The sequence below is a fragment of the Kribbella sp. NPDC003505 genome (genome assembly GCF_040610875.1).
Classification (GTDB): Bacteria; Actinomycetota; Actinomycetes; order Propionibacteriales; family Kribbellaceae; genus Kribbella.
This window is the reverse complement of sequence record NZ_JBEXNA010000016.1, coordinates 1-20606: the sequence shown is the minus strand read 5'-3', so window position 1 is coordinate 20606 and position 20606 is coordinate 1. Positions and strand designations below refer to the sequence as shown.

Sequence of the window (20606 nt, the reverse complement as noted above, 5' to 3'; positions counted from 1 at the left end):
CAACCCCATCCGAAGGCGGTCAGCCGGTAACGCCGCAGCCTGCTGACGTCCGGCTCGCTTCGGTTGATGAGTGTCTGGGGTCCGCAACCTCGGCTCCGGTTGCCCGGCCGGCAGGACCTAAATCCGTGGCTGGTCGGCCGGTCACCTGAGTAGGTTGCTGTGGCATGTATCGGATTCGACCGGCAACCGAGGCAGACGCCACACTGCTGGCCCAGGTGGCGTTCGCTGCCACGTGTGACCAGGGCCGGATGCCTGCCGATGTCGACGAGGCGGCGTGGCGGACCGAGTTCGAGGGGTGGAGCCGGGAGTCGGTGGCCGATCCCACCACCGACCTGGCCGTGGTCGAGGTCGACGGCCGCGGCGCGGGCCGCCTGCGCGTCAGCCGCACGGCGGAATCCGTCGAGCTGAACGGCATCCAGCTGCACCCGGACGTACAGAACCGTGGCATCGGTACGTCGATCATCGCCGAGCTCCGATCGGAGGCCGCGCGGCGCGGCGTACCGCTGCGGTTGCATGTCGAGCGCGACAACCCGGACGCCCGGCGGCTGTACGACCGGCTCGGCTTCGTGCGGATCGGCGGGGACGACAAGGAGGACGTCATGGAGTGGACGAAGGCCGCGGAGCAGAACCTGCTGTGGAACGCGGACGTGGCCGAGCGGTACGACACGCCGGGCACCGGGATGTTCGCGGCCGACGTCCTCGGGCCGACCGTGGAGCGGCTGGCCGGACTCGCCGCCGGTGGGCGCGCGCTCGAGTTCGCGATCGGCACCGGGCGGGTCGCCGTACCGCTGTCGGAGTACGGCGTGCCGGTGAGCGGGATCGAGATGTCGGAGGCGATGCTCGGCCGGCTGCGGACGAAGGCGGACGCGGACACGATTCCGGTGGTGGCCGGCGACATGGCCACGGTCCGCGCGCCGGGCGAGTTCTCGCTGGTCTACCTGGTGTACAACACGATCTCGAACCTGCTCACCCAGGAGGAGCAGGTCGAGTGCTTCCGGAACGCCGCCCGCCACCTGTCCCCCGGCGGCCGGTTCGTGATCGAGCTCTGGGTCCCCGAGCTGCGCCGCCTCCCGCCCGGCACCCCCGCGACCGTCGGCGTCGCCGATCCCGGCTACATCCTGCTGGACACGTACGACGTACTGAAGCAGCACGTGGTCTCGCACCACTTCCACTTCGGCGAAGGCAGCGATGCCCAACTCTTCCGCTCCCCGCACCGCTACATCTGGCCGGCCGAACTCGATCTGATGGCCCAGCTGGCCGGCTTCACCCTCGAATCCCGCCACGCCGACTGGACCGGCTCGCCGTTCACCGCCACCTCACCATCCCACGTTTCGGTCTACCGCCTGCCCCTCGAATAGCGGAGGGTGGTGCCGTGACCACCGATCCGTTGTTCACCCGCCTCGCCCCGGTCCTCAACGTTTCCGACCTGGCCGCCGAGCGTGCGTTCTACGAGCAGCTCGGGCTCCCGGTGATCTACGAAGGTCCGGAGTACCCGGAATTCATCGCCTTCGGCACCGCCACCGTGCACTTCGGTATCCAGCAGGCGTCCGGGCCGAACGATCCGCCGAGCGTCCTCACTTGGCAGATCGCCGTGTCCGACGTGGACGCGGCAGCGGATCGCTGCCGGGAGGCTGGGCTCGAGTTCGAGCTGGAGCGGCAGGCGCCCGCCGCCGATTGGACCTATCGGCGGCTTCTGCTGCGGACGCCCAGCGGGTACCGGCTCGCCCTCGAAGGGCCGACCGAGTAACCGGCTTACGGTTCGGGCCGGCGCTGGTGGGCACCGGCTTCGAGGCCGCACCATGAGGACATGAGAAGTCCCTCGGGCGGGGGATGTTCGGTGGGTGAGATCACCCGCGAGAGGGTTTGTGAAATCTTTCACGAGTGTTTAGCGTTGAAGTGAACATGAAGTCGGAGAACCACTCAGGGAGAGTGAACCGCATGACAGCCCAGGTGCCGCACATCCTCGTCGTCGGAGGCGGTTACGTCGGGATGTACACCGCGTACGGTCTGCGCCGCGCCGCCCGCAAGGGCCGGATCCGGGTGACCGTCGTCGACCCGCGCTCGGTCATGACGTACCAGCCGTTCCTGCCCGAGGCCGCGGCCGGCTCGGTGGAGCCGCGGCACGTCGTGGTGCCGCTGCGCAAGACCCTCAAGGGCTGCCGGGTGGTGACCGGCCGCGTGACCGGCATCGACCACGCGCACAAGGTCGCCAAGGTGATGCCCGAGGAGGGCCCGGAGTACGAGCTCGCCTACGACCAGATCGTGGTCGCGCTCGGCTCGATCGCCCGGACGCTGCCGATCCCGGGGCTGGCCGAGGAGGCCACCGGGTTCAAGAACGTCGAAGAGGCCATCGCGCTGCGCAACAAGGTCCTGGACCGGCTCGACGTCGCCTCGTCGCAGCCCGACCCGGCGCTGCGCAAGTCCGCGCTCACCTTCGTCTTCATCGGCGGCGGGTACGCCGGTGTGGAGGCGTTCGCCGAGCTCGAGGACATGGCCCGCTACGCCACCCGCTACTACGACAACATCAAGCCCGAGGACATGCGCTGGGTACTCGTCGAGGCGACCAACCGGATCCTGCCCGAGGTGGGCACGGACCTCGGCAAGTACACGGTCGACCAGCTCCGCAAGCGGAACATGGACATCCGGCTGGAGACCCGGCTGGAGTCCTGCGAGAAGGGCCACGTGATCCTCAGCGACGGCGAGGAGTTCGACGCCGACACGATCGTGTGGACGGCCGGCGTGAAGGCGAACCCGGCGCTCGCCGCGACCGACTTCCCGCTCGACGAGAAGGGCCGGGTCAAGACCCTCGCGAACCTGCGGATCGAGGGTGTCGACGACGCCTGGACCGCCGGCGACAACGCCGCCGTACCGGACCTCACGAGTGAGACCGGCGCGTACTGCGCCCCGAACGCGCAGCACGCCGTACGGCAGGCCAACCGGCTCGCCGCGAACATCCTCCGGGTCGTCGACGGGCAGCCGCCGGTGGACTACAAGCACAAGTACGTCGGCTCGGTCGCGAGTCTCGGCCTGCACAAGGGCGTCGCGCAGCTGTACGGCGTGAAGGTCAAGGGCTGGCTGGCGTGGTTCCTGCACCGGACATACCACGTGTCCCGCGTGCCTACCCTGAACCGGAAGGCCCGCGTCATCCTCGACTGGACCCTGGCGCTGTTCTTCCGCCGCGAGGTCACCAGCCTCGGCAGCCTGCAGACCCCCAACGAGGAATTCCGCAGGGCAACGCAGTCGTAACCATCACCTGATCGGCCGGGCCTCCAACTCGCCGGAGGCCCGGCCTTACTCTGGACACCACGAGTGTCTGGAGGGGGACATGGGTGACCAGAAGGCGTGGCTGCCACCGCATTGGGTGAAGTGGCTTGCCTGGAAGATCCATCGCGGGATCTACAACGTAAGCGGCGGGCGGCTCGGCCTGTCCGTGCCGAGGGACACAGAGCACTACGGCACCCTGCGCCTGACGGTTCCCGGCCGACGAACGGGGCAGCCGCGCAGCGTGATCCTCGGGTACTTCGAGGAGGGGCCGAGCCTGGTGACGATGGCGATGAACGGCTGGGAGGAACCGGAGCCCGCCTGGTGGCTCAACCTGCAGGCACACCCGGACGCCGAGGTCGTCGTCGCCGACGGGAAACGGTCGGTGCGTGGCCGCGCCGCGCAGGGCGACGAGCGGGACCGGTTGTGGGCCCGCTGGCAGCGGATCGACAAGAACCTCGATGCGTACGCCGCCCGGCGCCCCAGGCCGACAGCCGTGGTCGTGCTCGAACCGCGCTAGTCGTGCGGCCGCGCTGGCCGTGCAGCCGCGCTAGCCGTGCAGCAGGCCGGCGTCGTGGACCAGTAGGGCGATCTGGACGCGGTTGTTCAGGTCGAGTTTGGTGAGGATGCGGGAGACGTGCGTCTTCACGGTGGGCACGCTCAGGTAGAGCGTCGTGCTGATCTCGGCGTTCGACTTGCCCTCGCCGACGGCGACCGCGATCTCGCGTTCACGCTCGTTCAGGTCCGCGAGCCGGGCGGCGGCCCTGGCCTTGCGGTCGTCCTGGCCGGCGTCGGCGACGCGGGTGATCAGGCGTTTCGTCACCGCCGGTGAGAGAACGGGCTGGCCGGCCGCGATCCGGCGTACCGACTCGACGATCTCCGCGGGCGGGGTGTCCTTCAGGATGAACCCGGCGGCGCCGGCCCGGAGGGCCCGCAGTACGTGCTCGTCGGCGTCGAAGGTGGTGAGGATGACGACCTCGGGCGCGCCCGGGCGCCGCCGTACCGTCTCGGTCGCGGTCAGGCCGTCCGTGCCGGGCATCCGGATGTCCATCAGAACCACGTCCGGGGCGAGCCGGTCGATCAGCCCCTGCACGCCGGACCCGTCACCGGCCTCACCGACCACCCGGATGTCCTCGGCGCCGCCCAGCATCAACTTCAGCCCGGCCCGCAACAACGGATCGTCGTCGACGATCAGCACCCGAATACTCATCCACGTCCTCGCTTCGCTGCGGGCGCGGATGAGGCCCAAGATGGGCTGTGCTTGATGGTGACCTCGCTTCGCTCGCTCACGGGGGCCACGGTAGCCAGGCGAGGAGGCGGAAGTCGCCCTCGGGGGTGCGGCCGTGTTCGACGCGGCCCTCGACCAGAGCGGCGCGTTCGCTCAATCCCTTCAGTCCCTGACCGTCGCCGCGCCGGCGGTTCGGCGCCGGGTTGCGCAGCTCGACGGACAATCCGTTGCCCGGGGCACCGGTCACGCTGATCGTCACGGGTTCGCCCGGCGCGTGCTTGACCGCGTTGGTGAGGCCTTCCTGCACGATCCGGTACGCCGTACGCCCCACGTGTTCCGGCAGCGCACCCGGCGCGTGGAGCGTCAACTCGACCGGAATGCCCGCCGCCCGGGAACCTTCCACCAGCGCGGGCAGATCGGCGAATGCAGGCTGCGGCAGCTCGCCGACAGGGGCCCGCAGTACGCCGATCACCTCCCGGAGGTCCTGCAGCGCCTGGTGCGCGCTCGCCCGGATGATCTCGGCCGCGCCGGCGACCTCCTCGGTGGACGCGTCCGGACGGTACGCCAGCGCGCCGGCGTGCACGCTCAGCAACGAGAGCCGGTGCCCGAGTACGTCATGCATCTCGCGCGCGATCTCCTCGCGGGCCCGGAGCTGGGCCTGCTCGGCCTGCAGCGTCGCCACTGTCTCCGCCCGATCAGCGCGGTCGCGCAGCGTTTGCAGGAGCTGTCGCCGCGACCGGATGTACAACCCCCAGCCGGCCATCGCGGCGTACAGAGTGATGCCGATGACGAGCTGCGTCTTCCAGTCGTCCTTGTGCCGCACCTGGAGATAGCTGAGCGTGGCCACGCAGTTCACTGCGAAGACCCAGATCGAGGTCCGCCACGGCTTGTGGACTGCGACGGTCATGGTCAGCACGAGCACGGGCCCGGCCGCGGCGTCGGAGTACACCGAGACCGCGGCAGCGAGAATCGCCAACGGGACGGTCCATCGGCGCCGGAACCACAGGGTGAGGCACAGCACCATCCCCGACCAGAAGTCGATCGCGAGCAGCGTCGGCGACACCGGGTCGGACTCACCCTCGCTGTAGGCGAGCAGGCCGATCAGGACCGCCAGCACGAACGACACGCTGTCCACGACCCAGTTACGGGCGGTACGACGCGGCTCGCTCATGGCATGAATGTAGCGGTGGGTAAGCGATCTCCAGGGCGTTGGCGGGTGTCCGGATACCGAAGTCGGTGCGGTTGGCTACTTAGGTCGGCGGTAGGTTGCCGGGCATGAGTCAGCTCGCAGTCACCGTCATCGGCCCGGATCGCCCGGGCATCATCGCCGACGTCACCGAGGCCCTCGCCGGGACCGGCGTCAACCTCGAGGACTCCACGATGACGCTGCTGCGCGGGCACTTCGCGATGATGATCGTCTGCGCCGGCCCGTACGACGAGGTCGAGGCGGCGCTCGAGCCGCTGCGCAGCGAGCTGGTCATCACGGTCCGGACGATAGGCCCCGAGCACGAACACGCGCCGATCGGCGCGCCGTACATGCTGAGCGTGCACGGCGCCGACCGGCCCGGGATCGTAGCGGCCGTGACCCGGATGATCGCGTCCGCAGGCGGCACGATCACCGACCTGACGACCCGGCTGAGCGGTGGCCTGTACGTGCTGACCGCCGAGGTCGAGCTGCCGCCGACCGCCGAGCTGGAGATGCTGAACCGGGCGCTCGAGATCACCGCCGAGCAGCTCGGGGTGGGCGTCACGCTGCGCCCGGCCGAGAGCGACGAACTGTGATCACTGACTGGTCACCTGCCCGGCTGGACGTGACGGGCAACATTCTGGAGGTCGTCCGAGCGCCGCACCCGGTGCTGGCGACGGAAGGCGCTCTCGTCGACCCGCTCGATCCGGAGATGATCCAGCTCGCCGCGGACCTCGTCGCGACCATGCGGGTCTCCCCCGGCTGCGTCGGCCTGGCCGCGCCGCAGGTCGGCATAGCGGCGCAGATGTTCTCGCTCGACGTCACCGATCACCCGAAGACCCGCACCTGCCACGGCGTCTTCGTCCTGTGCAACGCCGTCGTCGTCGAAGCCTCCCGCAATGAGAAAGCCCGCGAAGGCTGCATGTCCGTCCCCGACTTCACCGGCGACGTCAAACGCGCCACTCGGCTCACCGTCACCGGCGTCCTCCCCGGTACGACGGAACAGCTCACCATCACCACCGACGCGTTCGAGGCCCGCGCCCTCCAGCACGAGATCGACCACTGCAACGGCAAGCTCTTCCTCGACCGGGTAGCCGGCGCCCACGCCGTGTACCCCCGAAAGGTCTACCAGTAACGAGTACTCTCATCCCGAGCCTCCAGCCCGGGTGGCGGAACGGCAGACGCAGCGAGCTTAAACCTCGCGGCCCTCACAGGCATACGGGTTCGAATCCCGTCCCGGGCACCTTGATCTGACCTGCATAGATAGGCGGTCAGTAATATAAGTTGCAGCTTCATCATCCGCGCGATGGTTGCACCAGCGGTTGCAGTTGCTCTCACGATCACGCCCACAGAGCCTTTCCGACCTTGGCCGCCGCGTCATCCGCGAGCTTGCTCGTCACGTGCGTGTAGCGCTTCGTCACCGCCAGAGTCGAGTGTCCGAGAACCTCCTGCACGACTCGGATATCGACGCCCTGCTCCAGAAGCAAAGTAGCCGCGGTGTGCCGTGCATCATGAGGACGCGCATCACGCAGACCTGAACCGTCCCGGGTTTGACGCACCCTCGGTTATGTGAGGGCGACCGGTTGGTCGTCTCGGGTTTGTGCATAGTAGTCGGGCTCGGCTTCGGCGGGTGGGCGTCCGTCGAGGCGGTGCATGAGCCCTGGTGGTGTTGTACCAGTGGACCCAGTTGGCGGTGATGGCCTCGACGCCACTGAGGTTGGTCAGCGGTCGGCGCCTGAAGGGTGAGTCGTCGCGGATGCATTCGGTCTTGTACAGGCCGATGGGCCTCGGCCAGGGCGTTGTCGTAGGCATCGCCGACAGTCCCGATCGATGGGCTGAGACCGTGGAGCTGCAGGGTCTCGGTGAAGTGCACGGACGTGTACTGCGACCCTGTCGGAGTGATGAATCGCCTTGTTCTGCAGGGGTTTACCCCGTCTGGCGCGGAACGCCGCAGCCTGGGCGATAGCGCGCTCGATGAACGCGGTGTGCTTGGACGTCGAGCACTCCCAGCCGACGATCAGGCCGGCGAAGGCGTCGATCACGAACGCGGTATAGGCGAACCCTCCGGCGGCCAGGCGCACGTAGGTGAAGTCCGCGACCAGCAGCCGGTTCGGCACCTCGACGGCGAACTGCCGGTTGACCAGGTCCGGTGCCCGGGTAGCGGCCGGATCCGGGATCGTGGTGCGGACCTTCTTCGCCCTGGTCGCACCATGCCAGCCGTGCCGGCGCATCAGCCGTTCCACGGTGCAGCGGGCGACCTGGAGGCCCTCGCGTCGCAGGTGAGCCTACATCTTCAGGCTCCCGTACAGCGACTCCGGTCGCCGCCGGCCGTGCTCGTCGGGCTCGTAGTACCCGGCCGGCACCGCGGTCACCGCCAGCTCCCACAGAGCGCGTTTCGACGGCGCCCGCCTGGCCTAGGCGTAGTAGGTTCTCGGGGCGATCTGGCAGCCATGCGCCGACAGCGCAGCACAGATCGGAGCGACCCCGAACCGAGCCCTGTGCTCGGCGATGAACCGGCAGATCAGCGCGGTCGCGGGTCGCTCTCCCGCGCGAAGAAACTTGTCGCGGCCTTGAGGATCTCGATCGTGCGTTCCAGCTCGGCGTTCTTCCGCTTCAACTCCCGAAGCTCCCGCGCCGACTCCGAAGACACCCCGTCGGCCTGACCGGCGTCGATCTGCGCCTGCCGGACCCAGCGTCGCAACGTCTCGGCCGTCATACCCAACCGGGCGGACATCGCCTTGATCGCCGCCCACTCAGAGTCGTAATCATCGACATGATCGATGACCAGACGAACCGCCTTGGCTCCGGGTCTGCTCGTCGTGCTTGCTCGGCATGAACGCCACCTTCCCAACGAAGGAGGTGCGCATCAAACCCGGGGTGGTTCACAGACGCGATCGAGCCAACGGTGAGCGCGCACAGGTTGACTCGGTCGGGGCGTGGGCGACCGGTCGGAATTCACTCCCTTTGCCGTTGGTGGGTAAACGACGCATCCGCGGTCGCGAGCGCATGCTGGCAGGGCGGCTGCAGTGGATCGAATCGCACGAGGCTAGGCGTGCGCCGCTCGTCGCGCCCGGTGACAGCTCTGCGCACTTGACCGTGACCCTGCACGTGCACCTGCAGAGCCAACCTAGGATCGGCAGCGGCGGCGACGCCTACGACGCGCTGGCCGGAACAGATATCGGCCTGTCCGAGACCGAACGCGTCCAGACGACTCATCGTTTTGGCGCGGACCTCTCGCCGGGCTCAGCCACGTCGAGGCCGTTACCGCCCCCTGGGTCCACTGGTACAACACAGCCGATACCTGCGCCGCCTCGATCCCCGTGGAAAGACTACGCCGACGCGAGAACGGTAAGAACTGTGATCCTCAGTACCGCTACTCGTCGGCCAGCAGGGCGCTTGTTGGAAGACGACGTAGCCACAAGGCTGGAACCAGCGCGGCGAATCCGGCGACAAGCAGTCCGGCAAGAGCCGTATCGACCGCCGCCCAGATGAGCGCCGAGTGGAGATCGCCGACGAACCATGCTGCGCCGGCGAGCCCGGCGCCAGCGCCAAGCACCACGCCGAGCAGACCCAGGCCGATGCCTTCGTAAACGACGAGACGACCAATGGCTGGCTCTGACCAGCCGGTCGCGCGCAGTGTGGCGAACTCGGCGGCCCGGTCGCGGATGTTCAGGTACAGTACGTCGGCCGTGGCCAGCAGGCCCAGCATGGCGGTGGCGACCGCCGCCACCACATCGACCCCGCGCACAGTCAGAGTCACTGCGTCACCGAGCAGCGTGCCCTGCACCTGGCCGTGGAAGGCCCATTGCACCGCGGCGAGCACGGTGAGCGAGCAGATGCCGATGGCGAGGCTGCCAGCACCTAGAAGTGTTCGGCCAGGAACCCGGCCGAGGTTGGCCATCGCCAACTCAAGGATCGTCCGCCGGCGGCGGGCACGCCGGACGGGCAGCACCGCCGGCCGCAATGCCGCCCCTGGTTGTGCTCCCGCGGCACGCAGCGCCGGCAACAGACCGGCGAGCAAGGCCAGGAGCAACCCGATGGGGATGGCGAGCAACGCCCGGCTGAGCGGCATCCGCACATCGAGAGCGGCACCTAGCGGCATGCCGATCAGCAGAGCGAGCGCCCCGCCGGCTAGCCCGAGCAGGGCGATTTCACCGAGGATCGCGGCCCCGAGGCGCCGGGCCGGCCAGCCGAGGCAGGCAAGGATGGCAAGTTCCGATCGCCTGTCCCGAACCGCCGCAGCGACTGCATTGGCCAGAAAGAGCGCGCACACCAAGAGGATCAGGCCGAACAGCAACAGACTCTTGCGATCGACAGCCTGCTCGATGAGCGAGGCAACCCCTTTGCGGGACCACAACTCAGTCAGCCGCAGTTCTGGCCGCTCGAACTTGCCGCCCGGCAGCACGATGGTCTGCCTCGTCGGCGACGAGCCGAAGGTGATGTCCACGTCCAGGCCGGTGATCAGGGCGATCTGCTCGGCCGTTCGGCGGACGCGCTCGGCGCTTACGCTGTCGTACCCGCGGATCTCGTCGACCCGGACCCGGATGACCGAGATCGGGTCAGCCGGCTCGTCCAGCTCGGGATAGTGCGTCAGATCCATGAGGAGGAACGGCGGCGTGGCCAGGTAGCCACCAGGGTTGCCATTCGGCAGCAACGGCCGGTCGGCCAGCAGCCGCCGGGTTTCGGCATCCGCGCCGGTTGCGGTCGGCGCCTGATACGTCTCAAGCGGCACCCGACTCAGCTCCGAGAACCCAGCCAACTTCTCCGGGTCGTAAAGCCCTACCGGCTTGAGCGCTCGTGGACCCTGGTCGGAAGGGGGAACAGCCCATTGGGTCAGCGGCCGAAAGCCTGCGTCAAGGGCCAATCCAGGCATGCGGAGCCCTACGTAATCGCGCTTGCGATACACATCGAGATCAGGCTCGCGAACGGCGACGCCCAAGGCGCCGTCGGGCCGGACCACGTACGTCGGGTCACCCGCCCGTACCATGAGGAACACTTGTCCGACGCTGCCCCGACGATCGCTGCGAGCCCGGCTCATTGCCCGCAAGTACGCCTCGGCCACATCCTGCTGTGCGCTGCCCACCAAGGTCCGGGGGCGGCTTCGGAGGTGTTCGCGCAGATCCTGCGTGTGGCTGCCGGCGACGCCCGACCCGGACACCCGCGAATATCGCACCGCGAATTGCTGATCGAGGTACGGCTTGGCGGTACCGAGCACTGGCAGCGTGCGATCCTCCGTGCGGTCGTCCGGCGCGAGGTATCGGCCGGCCGTGATGGCCCGGTCGATACCAGTCAGTGCCGCCTCTGCTCGCGGATCGATCGCGGCGAGCAGTAACGGCACGGTCACGGGCAGGCTGACGATTAGCCGGTCCCGTGGTTCAGACAGCACGCCCATCGAGGCGGATTCGGAGAGCACGCCGTACGAGGCGGAGCGGAATGCTCCGGCAGGTGTCATCTGGACCACCCGCAGAGATGTACGTTGCGCTGCGGTGAGCCCATTAAGGGGTTGACTGCCACCAGAGACGGGCAGCTCGAGCTCGGCCGTGTCGCAGACGATAGACCTCCGGCCATCAGGTAGCACCTCATAGGGTCGTCCGCCCGGAAGCCCATTGCCGCACAGCCGATTCGGCACTTGTCCACCCAGCTGCGGGTTTGGAATGACCAGCCGATTTCGGGTGACGTACACGTATGACGGTGCGTCGGCCCACCTGGTCATCCCGCGGTCCGCGAGCAGAGTGGGATCCAGGCGGATCACCTGCTGTCGTGCGGTGCGGTCGACCGCGTCTGTCACGTCGAAGGAGACCGGGATGGTGACCATCGTGTACCCCATCATCGCTAACGGTGCGGCCACATCGACGCCAGGAAGGTGCTTGATCTGCTCCAGTTGCGCGCGAGTGATTCCGCCGAACAGGCCGGAGGAATGATTAGGGCGCAGGAGGTTGCGTTCGTTCTCCAAGAGCGACCTGCCGCCCTTCGGGCGGACCAGGATGTCGTACGCGGGCCGGGCACTGGCGTCGAGCATGCCGGTGACCTGCAGTCGGGTAGTCTCTGTGCTGCCGGTGAGCAAGGTGAAGCCTGTGGTTGCCACGAGGACGCCGAGGAGCAGCGCGATCGATCGGCCGGCGCGGCGGCGAATGTGAGACCAGATGAAGCGGAGCATCGGTCATGCCCGCAGCTGGTCGAGGCGGGTCAGGGTGTCGGATGCCGGGTGGCCGACCTGCAGGTCGAGGTCTTCGACGACGGCCCCATCCCGTAGCCGCAGCACCCTGTCGGCGCGGGCAGCTATGCGCTGCTCGTGCGTGGCGACCAGTACCGTCATGCCGTAGGTGGCGCGTAGGTCGGCGATGAGATTCAGGATTTCACCGCCTGACTTCGAATCGAGATTGCCGGTCGGTTCGTCGGCCAGCAGTAACCGCGGGCGTCCGATGAGGGCGCGGGCGATCGCGACCCGCTGCTGCTGGCCGCCGGACAGTTGGGCCGGCAGTGCGTTCTCCCGTCCTTCGAGGTCAACTGCCGCGAGTAGTTCGCGGGCCCGGTCGGCCTTGCGGAAGTCCACCTTGTACGGCAAGACCGGCGCCACCACGTTGTCCAGCGCGGTGAGGGCCGGCAGCAGGTGGTAGCGCTGGAACACGAACCCGATGCTCCGCCGGTATGCGGCGAGTCGAGTGCGACGGAGCCCAGTCACCTCGATCTCGTCAGCGGTGATCGTCCCGGAGTCGGGGCGCTCGATCGCGCCGATCAGGTGCAGCAGGGTCGACTTACCCGAGCCGCTCGGCCCCGTGATGGCCACGAGAGACCCCGCCCGAACAGTCATCGTGAGGTCGTCGACCGCGACGATGTCCGCGCCTCCCGTACGGAAGGTCCGCCGCAGCCGATCGATCTGGATCGTGGAGCCACCTGACATGGGCTAACTTTGACCGATACATTGTGACAATGCAATAGCCGTGACGAACGCGGAACATGGAGACCCCATGGCAATTCAGCACGCCGTCCTCGCACTGCTGACCGATCGGCCCAGTTACGGTTACGAGTTGAAGAGCGCCTTCGAGTCGTCGATCGGGCCGCAATGGGGACCGCTCAACATCGGTCACCTCTACCAGGTGCTCGACCGTCTCTCTCGGGACGGCCTGGTCACATCGGAGCGGGTGACCCAGAACGTGAAACCTGACCGGGTGGTCTACGAGCTCACCGAAGCGGGTCGCGTCGAGCTCAGACGTTGGCTGGACGAGCCCGCCACCCGCAGTGGTGGCTTCCGGGACGACTTCTTCCTCAAGGTCATGGCCGCTGCCCGCACCGGCGATGCGCTGGTACTCCGCCATGTTCTCAGTCGGCAACGCACCTACCTGCTCCACGAGTTGCGCAACTTGCAGAATCTGCGCGGCGGGGATGACGACAACCTGGTCGTCGCCCTGCTGCTCACCGCGGCGACTCGACATGTCGAAGCAGATCTCGCCTTTGTCGGGGACGCTGAGGAGGCGCTGCTCGACAACGGCGCTGCCGCCCTCGCAGCACTGCGCGCCCGACTTCGCCCGGCGTCCGCCACCGTAGACGCCGCGCCGACATCGTCCGATCCAGAGCTCGCGAACATCGAGGGTGATCGTTAGACGCAGCTCCTGATCCCGCGGCAGAACGCGGGTTCGCCTCGTGGCTGATCACCACATTGTTGCTCAGCCCGGATCCGCCGATAGTTGCTCGAGCGCTTCGGGCCCGTGGCCGCCGGCGGTCGCCAGATCGCCGCCTACCCCGGGGGAGATGCGGCGCCGACTTGGCCTGATAACTAGCCTTCATCCTGCGCCCCGAGGTGCTCTTCCTGCACGAGCCGATCACGGCACTGACCCGCGTAGCCGCATCGCGATCTGGGACTATATCCGTTCAGGTAGGAGACGCCACCACCGTGCTTCACACCTTGCAGTACCTGGATGAGGCCGAACAGTTGGTCGATGACCCAGCGGTCATCGACCGGGGCCAGGTAATCGCGGCCGGTGCCCCTGACGGTCTGAAGGCCACAATCGGCGAGCGCCTCGCTGTCGTCGCCGAATCCACTGACGCGCCGGAACCAGCGGTGAGCGGGCTGAACGCCTTGCCGGGAACCAACCTCACCAACACCGAGGCCGACCGCCTCGTGGACTCGCCGGCATCGTGCGCGAACCCGACCGCGGCGGAGTCATTGCGGCGGAGTGAGTGTGTGCTGAATCCGGCCCGGTGCTCGCTGCCCGTCGTCACCGCAACCGGACCCACTGAGCTCACCTGACGCCGCGCCCACCATCGACTCACAATCATTTACCAGCGGTGCGGGCGGGCACCGGCCCCAACGCTTCCCTTCGACATGCTCGAAGGCACCCACCAGGAGGTACTCAGGACCCGGCTAACGGGCCGCAAGGTGCAGCAGCACCTACGAGCGGATCGGGCCATGACAGACCGGTGACATGGCGGTGACACGCAGCGCGACGGTGACTCGAGTCCCGCCCGATGGTGGGCCCCATCAATAAACCGGAGCACGAGATGAACGAGCACGACAGCTAGCCTCGAGATTTCACCTTGTGGTGGTTGAGGACGGCGCGTAACGCACGGAAGTGTCTGTCCTGGCTGGGATTCACAACCTCACCAAGATCGGGGCCCTGGCAGCATGACAAACACGCCGAGGGTGAACCCTGCTCACCCGAACCAGTCACCAGCACCCAAACCGGAAAACGCATCACCAGGCTGAATGAAGGCGCGCAGGGGATGAGGCGTGTTCGACTTCGAAGCCGTGTTCACTGATGCGTTGCCAGCATTTCCGGCGCGACACACTACGTGGCCGAAGCGTCGAGGTGCGGCGCATCAGGGACGGGAACGCTGGTCCCGAACATCTGCTCGTCGAACTCCCAGGACGATCCTCCGTCCCGGGACGTCTCGCCGGGCAAGGTGTACCTCGTCGGTGACGTCGGCGATTCGATGTCGGTGAATCGCCACCGAACAGCTCGAGCCCCACACGTTGATCGCGTGATCGTGGAACCGTGGAAGGCGAACGGCCCCTGATCGTCGCCGGGGCGTGCCCCGCCGGGGACGACGGCAGCAGCCACCCGCGACCAGTTCATATCCATTCGTCCGCGTTGCTGGGGAGTCTCGTCCACGGGTGTTAGGCACGTCTTGGGGCTCGATGAGCAGCCTCCGGCAACCATCTCGGCGTCGGGCCGGGTGCTCGACGCCCTTTGGCACCACGGAGATATCACCCCGGGCACCATGTCGCGCCGCAGCTCGACCACCCGCTCCCGGATTCGACATTGATGATCTCGTCGCTGTTCTCACGTGTGGCCACACGAAGTGCCCCTCATCCTTGACGATCTTCAGGTGCCGGTTGTCGACTCGGCGATGACCTTGGGGCAACCGGAGCATCTCGAAGAGCGCGTCGAGCTGCTCGTTGGTCAGGTCAGTCTCCTGGGCGTCGACGACACTGATGGTCCTGGTAGCCATCCGATCGACCGACCGGAGCATGTCTCGTCTGATCAGTCCGGAGCCGCCACGGATCAAGAACCAGTAGGTGCGAAAGCGACGCCGGGCTGGCGTGCTGGTGGCGACGACACGCGTGGACGTGCTGAGCGTGGATCCGCCAATGTGCGCCGTGAGGCGAAAGTCCGTGAGGTACTTGACCCACCCGGGCGCCGTGAACTCGCGGAAGTCCTCCAGGCTGCTGAGCTCGCGCTTGCCCGTATCGCGCTTCCAGGGCTTGGCGATCGCGCCGCCGAGCGCGTACCGGCCCGCTTCGACGAACAGCATGGCGACCGGCCCACTCGTCATGAGCGGCTGGCTCACACGGTCACCTACTTCCTGGGAGTGTCGTAGCCACAAGAGGGGGCGAGTGATGGTGAGGTCACGCAGCGCCAGTGTTGTCAGCGCCTGCCATACAACGGCTGGCGTCGCGTCGATCCACCTGCTGTGCTCCTCGCGGAAGTCTGCGTCCGGTATGTACGCATCGATCAAGGACATGGCGGCTCTTCCTCATCGGAGGTTGGATGGTTCGCGGTGGGGCGCGCGCAGGTGCTTGGCGAACCGGACGAGACCAGCCCGTGGTTCCATGATCTGGCGCGATGCCGAGCGGCGAATCCGCAACCGGTTCGCCGCCCTGCGTGTCAAGGTGAGTTGAGTCCAGTGGTTCACAGCAAACCGGCCTGGCGCAGGGCGAGATATGGATCAGCACACCATGACCAGCTCGACGATTTCCTCGGTGGACGACATTGAACGGATGGATCCAATCCGTCCGAGAGCTGATGGTCCGCGGCGGCGCCGCACGTTCGCCGCAGCGGAGAAGCTCGCGCATCTGAGTGCCTACGAGCAGGCGTGCGAGCAGGGCGAGGGCGGGGCCACTTGCGGCGGGAAGGTTAGTACTCGTCGTTGATCAGCGAGTGGCGCAAGCAGCGCGACGCCGGCGTGCTGGCAGGCAAACGGCCCGGCGAGAAGGTCGGCAAGCTGCTTGCCGAGCAGGCCGAGATCGCCGCCTCACATGGGAGAACGCCCGCCTGTCCCAGCGGCTGACCACCACCGAGGCCGCCCTGGACATCATGGGAAAGCACACGCTCTCTTGGAAACTCTTTCGGAGAGAGCGGATTCCGACGACAAGCGCAACAAGCGTTGACCGCACCCTACGCGTCGCTGACCGTCGGCGGTCCCCACGAGAAGTGCAGCCGTGTTGACCGGGATCGTGCGTTCGACCGCGACCCGGTGACGTGCCGCCGCCACGGCAGCGATACCCGCGGTGGCGCTGCAGCCGGCGCCGACCCGGTCAACAAGCTGACCGAGCTGGAACGTCGCCGGGTCCTCGAGGTGCTCGACAGCGACCGGTGCGTCGCCCTGGCGCCGTTGCAGGTGTATGCCCAACTGCTCGACGAGGGCGTCTACCTGGGTTCGGTGTCCACGATGTACCGGGTGTTGCGGGACAACACGCAGGTGAAGGAGCGTCGCCGGGTGGCGCGGCACCCGGCGCAGGTATGTCCGGAACTGGTCGCCACCGCGCCGCGGCAGGTGTACTCGTGGGACATCACCAAGCTCGCGGGTCCGGTGAAGGGCACCTACTCCGACGCGTACGTGATGATCGACATCTACTCCCGCTACATCGTCGGTGTCCACGTGCATGCCCACGAATCCGGTGTGCTGGCAAAGGAATTGATGGAACAGATCTTCGCGGTACACAGCATCCTACAGGTCGTTCACGCCGATCGGGAACGTCGATGACCAGCAAGACCGAAGCCGCCCTGCGCAGAGGTGAACCGCCCGATCGGACAGCAGCATGAACCAAGCCCACTCCCGCCACCACGATGATGGCGCCGTCCTCGCCGGCGTCAAGGCCAAGCCCTCCGGCCAGCCTGGACACCCGGCTCCTGGCGGCACCGGCACACAGCAGCCGGAAACGGGCACAGCCCGCAAGATCACCTAACAAAAGACTCTACCGTTTGGGGGGATTGCCGCCCCACCGCGGCCGGCCACCGGTGGTGAATCTTCGCGTCAGGCCGGGCAGGGGTCGAGGTCTTCCGATGATGGAGGTTCCTGCGCCGCCTGTCCAGAAGGCCTCGGCTTCGGCGCTCTGGGTGGCGGCGTCCATCAGTTCGGCTTGGTTTCTACCGGTGACGCGGTACAGGTCGCGCAACAGTGCGACAGCGGTCATCGCCACCCGGACAGGAGCCGTCTCGGCCAGGCGCCGGATGCGCCCTTGAGGCGGGGCGGGCTGACTCCGGCAATCGCGTTGCAGGTGTTTGGTCACCGGAGCCTGATCGCGCCGCTGGCGATCCTGCGGATGCGAGCGGCGCGTTGTGCGGCGAAGACTGCTGAGGCGTCGACGACGAGATCGTGTGTCGCTTGGTGTTTGCCCCGAAAGTGTCTTGGAGATGAGGTCCTGAATGACGGTAACCCGGTTCATCGGTGCCCGCAGCGTCGTGTCGGTGGTGGTGGCGGTGGCCACCACGATCGCCGCCATCGTCGTGCCCGCGGGCACCGCGCAGGCAGACCCAGGTATCAACGTGAGGATGCAGAACGCCGAGACCCGCCAGTATTTGACCATCGGTAACGCCTCGCACGTCGATGGCGCACCCGCTATCCAGTGGACCTCGCTCAGCGGCTATGAGCAGCGATGGAACTTCACAAAGGTCCACGAAGGGGTATACGACGTCTTGGACGAATGGATCATCCGTAACGCCCACAGTGGTGACTGCCTGGCCATCCCCGCAGGCAGCACAGCGATTGGCACCGGCGCGATCCAGTGGACCTGCGGAACGAACTCCTGGGATGGCCAACTCGGTCTCGATGACCAGCGCTGGTACGTGACTTCCGACCCGTACCTGGGCGGCTACCAGATCACGAACATCAACAGCAGGAAGTGTCTGGCGATTCCGGCTGGCAGCACGACCCCGGGCACCCAGGCGATCCAGTGGACCTGCGCCGACGATCTGGACCAGCGGTGGTGGATCTTCTGACCGCCCGGCAGCGGGCGGTATCGCGCTAGCGGTTCCCGCCTGCGGTCTCGGCCAGTTCGGTGATCGGGCCGGCTCGGCCATGCTGGTGAAGGTGCCGGACGAGGATCACTAGCCAGCAGAACGTCGTGTCCAAGACCATGGCTTCCCATGGTCTTGGACAGGCAACAATAGGCAACGTTGAGGTGTAACGACCCCGTACGACTGTAGGAGCCCGCAGGTCATCCCTGAAGGAGCGGGGTCGGTCAAGGGGGTTGTTGACCGTTCCTTGTGCTCCTTCGCCGGGGATGTGGCGCGCCGTGGTATGGGGTCGGGGCTGGGGCGGAGCTCGGCCGCGTAGCGGCCGGAGGGCCTTGACGTCGGCGCCGGGTCGCCTGATATGGGTGGCGAAGAAGACCTGTGGTGTGGCTCGCGTGTGCTGAGTCGGGGGTGTGGGGATCGCGCTCGTCATGGCCGGGATGTCCCGGCGGTGGCAGACCCGGTTGAGCGCTGCTGTCATCCCTTCGCCGCGCGTGGGCGGCATGATCGGGTTCGCGGTGTTGTCTGGTCGGCGGGGTCAATCACAGACGCGACCGCGGCACCGGGTGGGGGTCTTGACCTGCACGACCCGCGTCAACCGGTTCGAGGCGGCCGTGGCTCATGCCGCGTCCGTGGGCTTGTCGGGCTGCGCCTCCACGGCCCGGACGTGGTGCTCGCGCAGGGCGTAGAAGACGTACTCGAGCTGGCGGCGGGTTGCGGCCGGCAACGCGGTCGCGGAACTGCCCGACCACGGTGCTGCTGGGCAAGATCTGCACCGACTCGACCACCGCCCAGCGGACCAGCCCGGAGGCCCGCTTGGTGATCCGGCCGCGGTGCTCATGGGCTTCGGACTCGTGGTGGGTCGGTGTCAGCCCGGCAGGTCAGCTGCCCGGGCCGATCGAACCGGCTGTCCGGTGACTTCAAGGCCGAGCTCATCAAGCCGCGCAAACGTGGTCAGATCAGGGCTGGTGAAGGCAGCCCCAAGCACGTCGAGGTCTTCTGAACGGGCCGGCGTAGGAACCCCCCATCATCAGGAGACCCCGACACCTACCCGGCCACCGACGCGCCGACCAGCGCTACACCCCCAGTTGTGAAGAGCCCCCAAACCAAGCACCAGCCGCACCCACCATCACGACGACCGACACTTTTTCAGGTCGAAGTAACTACTGGTTTAGTACATTGCTCCTGCTGGCATCAATCAACGAAGGGGAATGGAATGGCAAGAAAGATGACTGCTGAAGAAATAGCGAAGCTCAGAGAGAAAGCTCAGGGTGGGCAGCCGAAGGTGCGGCCACCGATGGTGGTGAGCGCAGAACAACTCAATCCGGAGATCGACGCAGCGCGGAAAACGGCGAGGTCTGCGCAGGCCGCGAAAGCCGCGAAGACAAGAGCGGCTAAAAAAGCCGCAGATAGGAAAACTGGGAAGAGTTAGAAGATGCTCGCTGGATCGTTGACCGCGTTGACATGCGTCGCCGTAACCAAGCCAGCATATTGTAGGTATGAATTTTCCATCTGAGAAGGCTCCTTGTCATCGCAGGAAGAAAGAATTCTGAATGGTACCGAAGGCAACGAAATGAGAATGCGGCAAGACACGCAATCCGACGGGCCTTCGATGGCACGTCTTCCGATCCCCGCCCTACCACCGCCGCAGATCGAGCGGCGACAGACCGCGCGGGGCTTTCGCAACGTGCAGCACGCGAAACCGCGATAGGAAGGTCCGAGAAGCCGCATATGACCGCCTCATGGAGGGCCGTTCGTGACCCCCGGGCGGTTCGAGATGTGGTGCCCGCCCAAGGATCCCGCGCGTCCGTCGCACGCGGGCAGTCCTCCTGCATCGCCCCGATAGCTGCCGACCGTAGGTTCGGTGCGGTGCGGGTCAAGGGTCGGAGATCCCGGAGGGACGCCGGAGGCGCCCTTGACGCGTACCGTGCCGGGCCGTTCCTCCGATGATTGTCATCGGGGCGATGCGGGAGCCCACCAGCAGACGGGAGTGTGCGGCTACGGCGGGAGGTGGGTAGCCGGGCATTCGGACAAGCGAGGCTTCGACAGGGTGTCGAGCGTTGGCGGCGAGTTCTGCTGTCTTCGACCCGGCACCCTGTCGGCGCAATTGGGAATCCAAGGTTGTGGCCATCGTGTATTGGTCGCCAAGAACTCGCACCGACCTGGGAACTGTTGCGCAGCGTATTCCTCGACTGTTCTCGACATTTTGCGGCTCTTTGCACCCAAAGAGGTGGCCAAAGAGGTGGGTTCCGAACCGGTCGTGGGGTCGCGACCGTGGCAGCGAGGTTTAAGGCCAACCAGGCGTCGTTCTGCGGGTCCGTGCGTTTGCTTGACGCTCGATGCAGCTTCCGCGGATGGCCCGGACTGGTTTGTATCGCATCTGTCGACGGCGCTCTAAAGCTGGTCGGTTTCGGCGGTTGAAAAGTGAGCGGTTGTTGGCAGTCTAGGACTGCGTTTGGTCTGTGGTGGTGCGGAT

18 protein-coding genes, 1 tRNA gene and 2 pseudogenes are annotated in these 20606 nt (G+C 66.9%); 14 read left to right on the top strand and 7 right to left on the bottom strand.

What is annotated here, in order from left to right:
- The first annotated feature begins 164 nt into the window (after positions 1-164).
- The 4 genes from ABZX12_RS38320 (at position 165) to ABZX12_RS38305 (ending at position 3781) form a co-directional block, all read left to right on the top strand.
- Positions 165-1358 (top strand): GNAT family N-acetyltransferase, encoded by a 1194-nt coding sequence (locus ABZX12_RS38320; protein ID WP_355700370.1) that lies wholly within the window; start codon positions 165-167, stop codon positions 1356-1358.
- 14 nt (positions 1359-1372) lie between these two features.
- Positions 1373-1747, top strand: a complete 375-nt coding sequence (locus ABZX12_RS38315) for a VOC family protein (RefSeq protein WP_355700369.1) — start codon at positions 1373-1375, stop codon at positions 1745-1747.
- A 191-nt stretch (positions 1748-1938) separates the two neighbouring features.
- The gene (locus ABZX12_RS38310) at positions 1939-3246 is read left to right on the top strand and encodes an NAD(P)/FAD-dependent oxidoreductase (RefSeq protein WP_355700368.1); all 1308 of its coding nucleotides are present in this window, start codon (positions 1939-1941) and stop codon (positions 3244-3246) included.
- Positions 3247-3325: 79 nt separating this feature from the next.
- Complete coding sequence (locus ABZX12_RS38305; RefSeq protein WP_355700367.1) at positions 3326-3781, top strand: nitroreductase/quinone reductase family protein; 456 nt, start codon at positions 3326-3328, stop codon at positions 3779-3781.
- A gap of 30 nt (positions 3782-3811) precedes the next feature.
- Here ABZX12_RS38305 and ABZX12_RS38300 read toward each other — a convergent pair whose 3' ends face one another.
- Positions 3812-4471, bottom strand: a complete 660-nt coding sequence (locus tag ABZX12_RS38300; RefSeq protein ID WP_355700366.1) for a response regulator transcription factor — start codon at positions 4469-4471, stop codon at positions 3812-3814.
- Positions 4472-4547: 76 nt separating this feature from the next.
- Entirely contained in the window at positions 4548-5660 is a 1113-nt protein-coding gene (locus ABZX12_RS38295; RefSeq protein ID WP_355700365.1) for a histidine kinase, read from the bottom strand.
- A gap of 104 nt (positions 5661-5764) precedes the next feature.
- On the opposite strand from ABZX12_RS38295, the gene ABZX12_RS38290 reads away from it, so the two are divergent.
- The 3 genes from ABZX12_RS38290 (at position 5765) to ABZX12_RS38280 (ending at position 6918) form a co-directional block, all read left to right on the top strand.
- Positions 5765-6271, top strand: coding sequence for an ACT domain-containing protein (locus tag ABZX12_RS38290; protein ID WP_355700364.1), 507 nt, complete (start codon positions 5765-5767; stop codon positions 6269-6271).
- Positions 6268-6810: a peptide deformylase gene (def, locus tag ABZX12_RS38285; protein ID WP_355700363.1), complete on the top strand. Its 543-nt coding sequence runs from the start codon at positions 6268-6270 to the stop codon at positions 6808-6810. Before ABZX12_RS38290 ends, def begins: the two co-directional genes overlap by 4 nt.
- Before the next feature lie 25 nt (positions 6811-6835).
- Positions 6836-6918 (top strand) — tRNA-Leu (locus ABZX12_RS38280).
- A 97-nt stretch (positions 6919-7015) separates the two neighbouring features.
- On the opposite strand, the gene ABZX12_RS38275 is transcribed toward ABZX12_RS38280, so the two are convergent.
- The 4 genes and pseudogenes from ABZX12_RS38275 to ABZX12_RS38260 all read right to left on the bottom strand — a co-directional run bounded on the left by ABZX12_RS38275 (position 7016) and on the right by ABZX12_RS38260 (position 12576).
- A complete protein-coding gene (locus tag ABZX12_RS38275; RefSeq protein ID WP_355700362.1) occupies positions 7016-7234 on the bottom strand; it encodes a tyrosine-type recombinase/integrase in 219 nt (72 codons plus the stop codon).
- A 6-nt stretch (positions 7235-7240) separates the two neighbouring features.
- Positions 7241-8509, bottom strand: a pseudogene (locus ABZX12_RS38270) (IS3 family transposase).
- A gap of 539 nt (positions 8510-9048) precedes the next feature.
- Positions 9049-11832: an FtsX-like permease family protein gene (locus tag ABZX12_RS38265; protein WP_355700361.1), complete on the bottom strand. Its 2784-nt coding sequence runs from the start codon at positions 11830-11832 to the stop codon at positions 9049-9051.
- A gap of 3 nt (positions 11833-11835) precedes the next feature.
- Complete coding sequence (locus tag ABZX12_RS38260; RefSeq protein WP_355700360.1) at positions 11836-12576, bottom strand: ABC transporter ATP-binding protein; 741 nt, start codon at positions 12574-12576, stop codon at positions 11836-11838.
- A gap of 67 nt (positions 12577-12643) precedes the next feature.
- Here ABZX12_RS38260 and ABZX12_RS38255 point away from each other — a divergent pair, with 67 nt between their 5' ends.
- The 5 genes and pseudogenes from ABZX12_RS38255 to ABZX12_RS38235 all read left to right on the top strand — a co-directional run.
- Entirely contained in the window at positions 12644-13276 is a 633-nt protein-coding gene (locus ABZX12_RS38255; RefSeq protein WP_355700359.1) for a PadR family transcriptional regulator, read from the top strand.
- A gap of 290 nt (positions 13277-13566) precedes the next feature.
- Positions 13567-13923 carry a hypothetical protein gene (locus tag ABZX12_RS38250; RefSeq protein ID WP_355700358.1) on the top strand — a complete coding sequence of 119 codons (357 nt, stop codon included), beginning with the start codon at positions 13567-13569 and terminating at the stop codon, positions 13921-13923.
- Between the two features lie 1079 nt (positions 13924-15002).
- A complete protein-coding gene (locus ABZX12_RS38245) occupies positions 15003-15494 on the top strand; it encodes a hypothetical protein (protein ID WP_355700357.1) in 492 nt (163 codons plus the stop codon).
- A 549-nt stretch (positions 15495-16043) separates the two neighbouring features.
- Positions 16044-16184 (top strand): hypothetical protein, encoded by a 141-nt coding sequence (locus ABZX12_RS38240; protein WP_355700356.1) that lies wholly within the window; start codon positions 16044-16046, stop codon positions 16182-16184.
- Between the two features lie 330 nt (positions 16185-16514).
- Positions 16515-16880, top strand: a pseudogene (locus tag ABZX12_RS38235) (DDE-type integrase/transposase/recombinase); the annotation flags it as partial.
- Positions 16881-17091: 211 nt separating this feature from the next.
- Here ABZX12_RS38235 and ABZX12_RS38230 read toward each other — a convergent pair.
- A complete protein-coding gene (locus tag ABZX12_RS38230) occupies positions 17092-17619 on the bottom strand; it encodes a hypothetical protein (RefSeq protein WP_355700355.1) in 528 nt (175 codons plus the stop codon).
- Here ABZX12_RS38230 and ABZX12_RS38225 point away from each other — a divergent pair.
- Positions 17597-18115 (top strand): RICIN domain-containing protein, encoded by a 519-nt coding sequence (locus ABZX12_RS38225; protein ID WP_355700354.1) that lies wholly within the window; start codon positions 17597-17599, stop codon positions 18113-18115. The genes ABZX12_RS38230 and ABZX12_RS38225 overlap by 23 nt on opposite strands.
- Before the next feature lie 880 nt (positions 18116-18995).
- Positions 18996-19133, top strand: coding sequence for a hypothetical protein (locus tag ABZX12_RS38220; protein ID WP_355700519.1), 138 nt, complete (start codon positions 18996-18998; stop codon positions 19131-19133).
- Positions 19134-20606: the final 1473 nt, after the last annotated feature.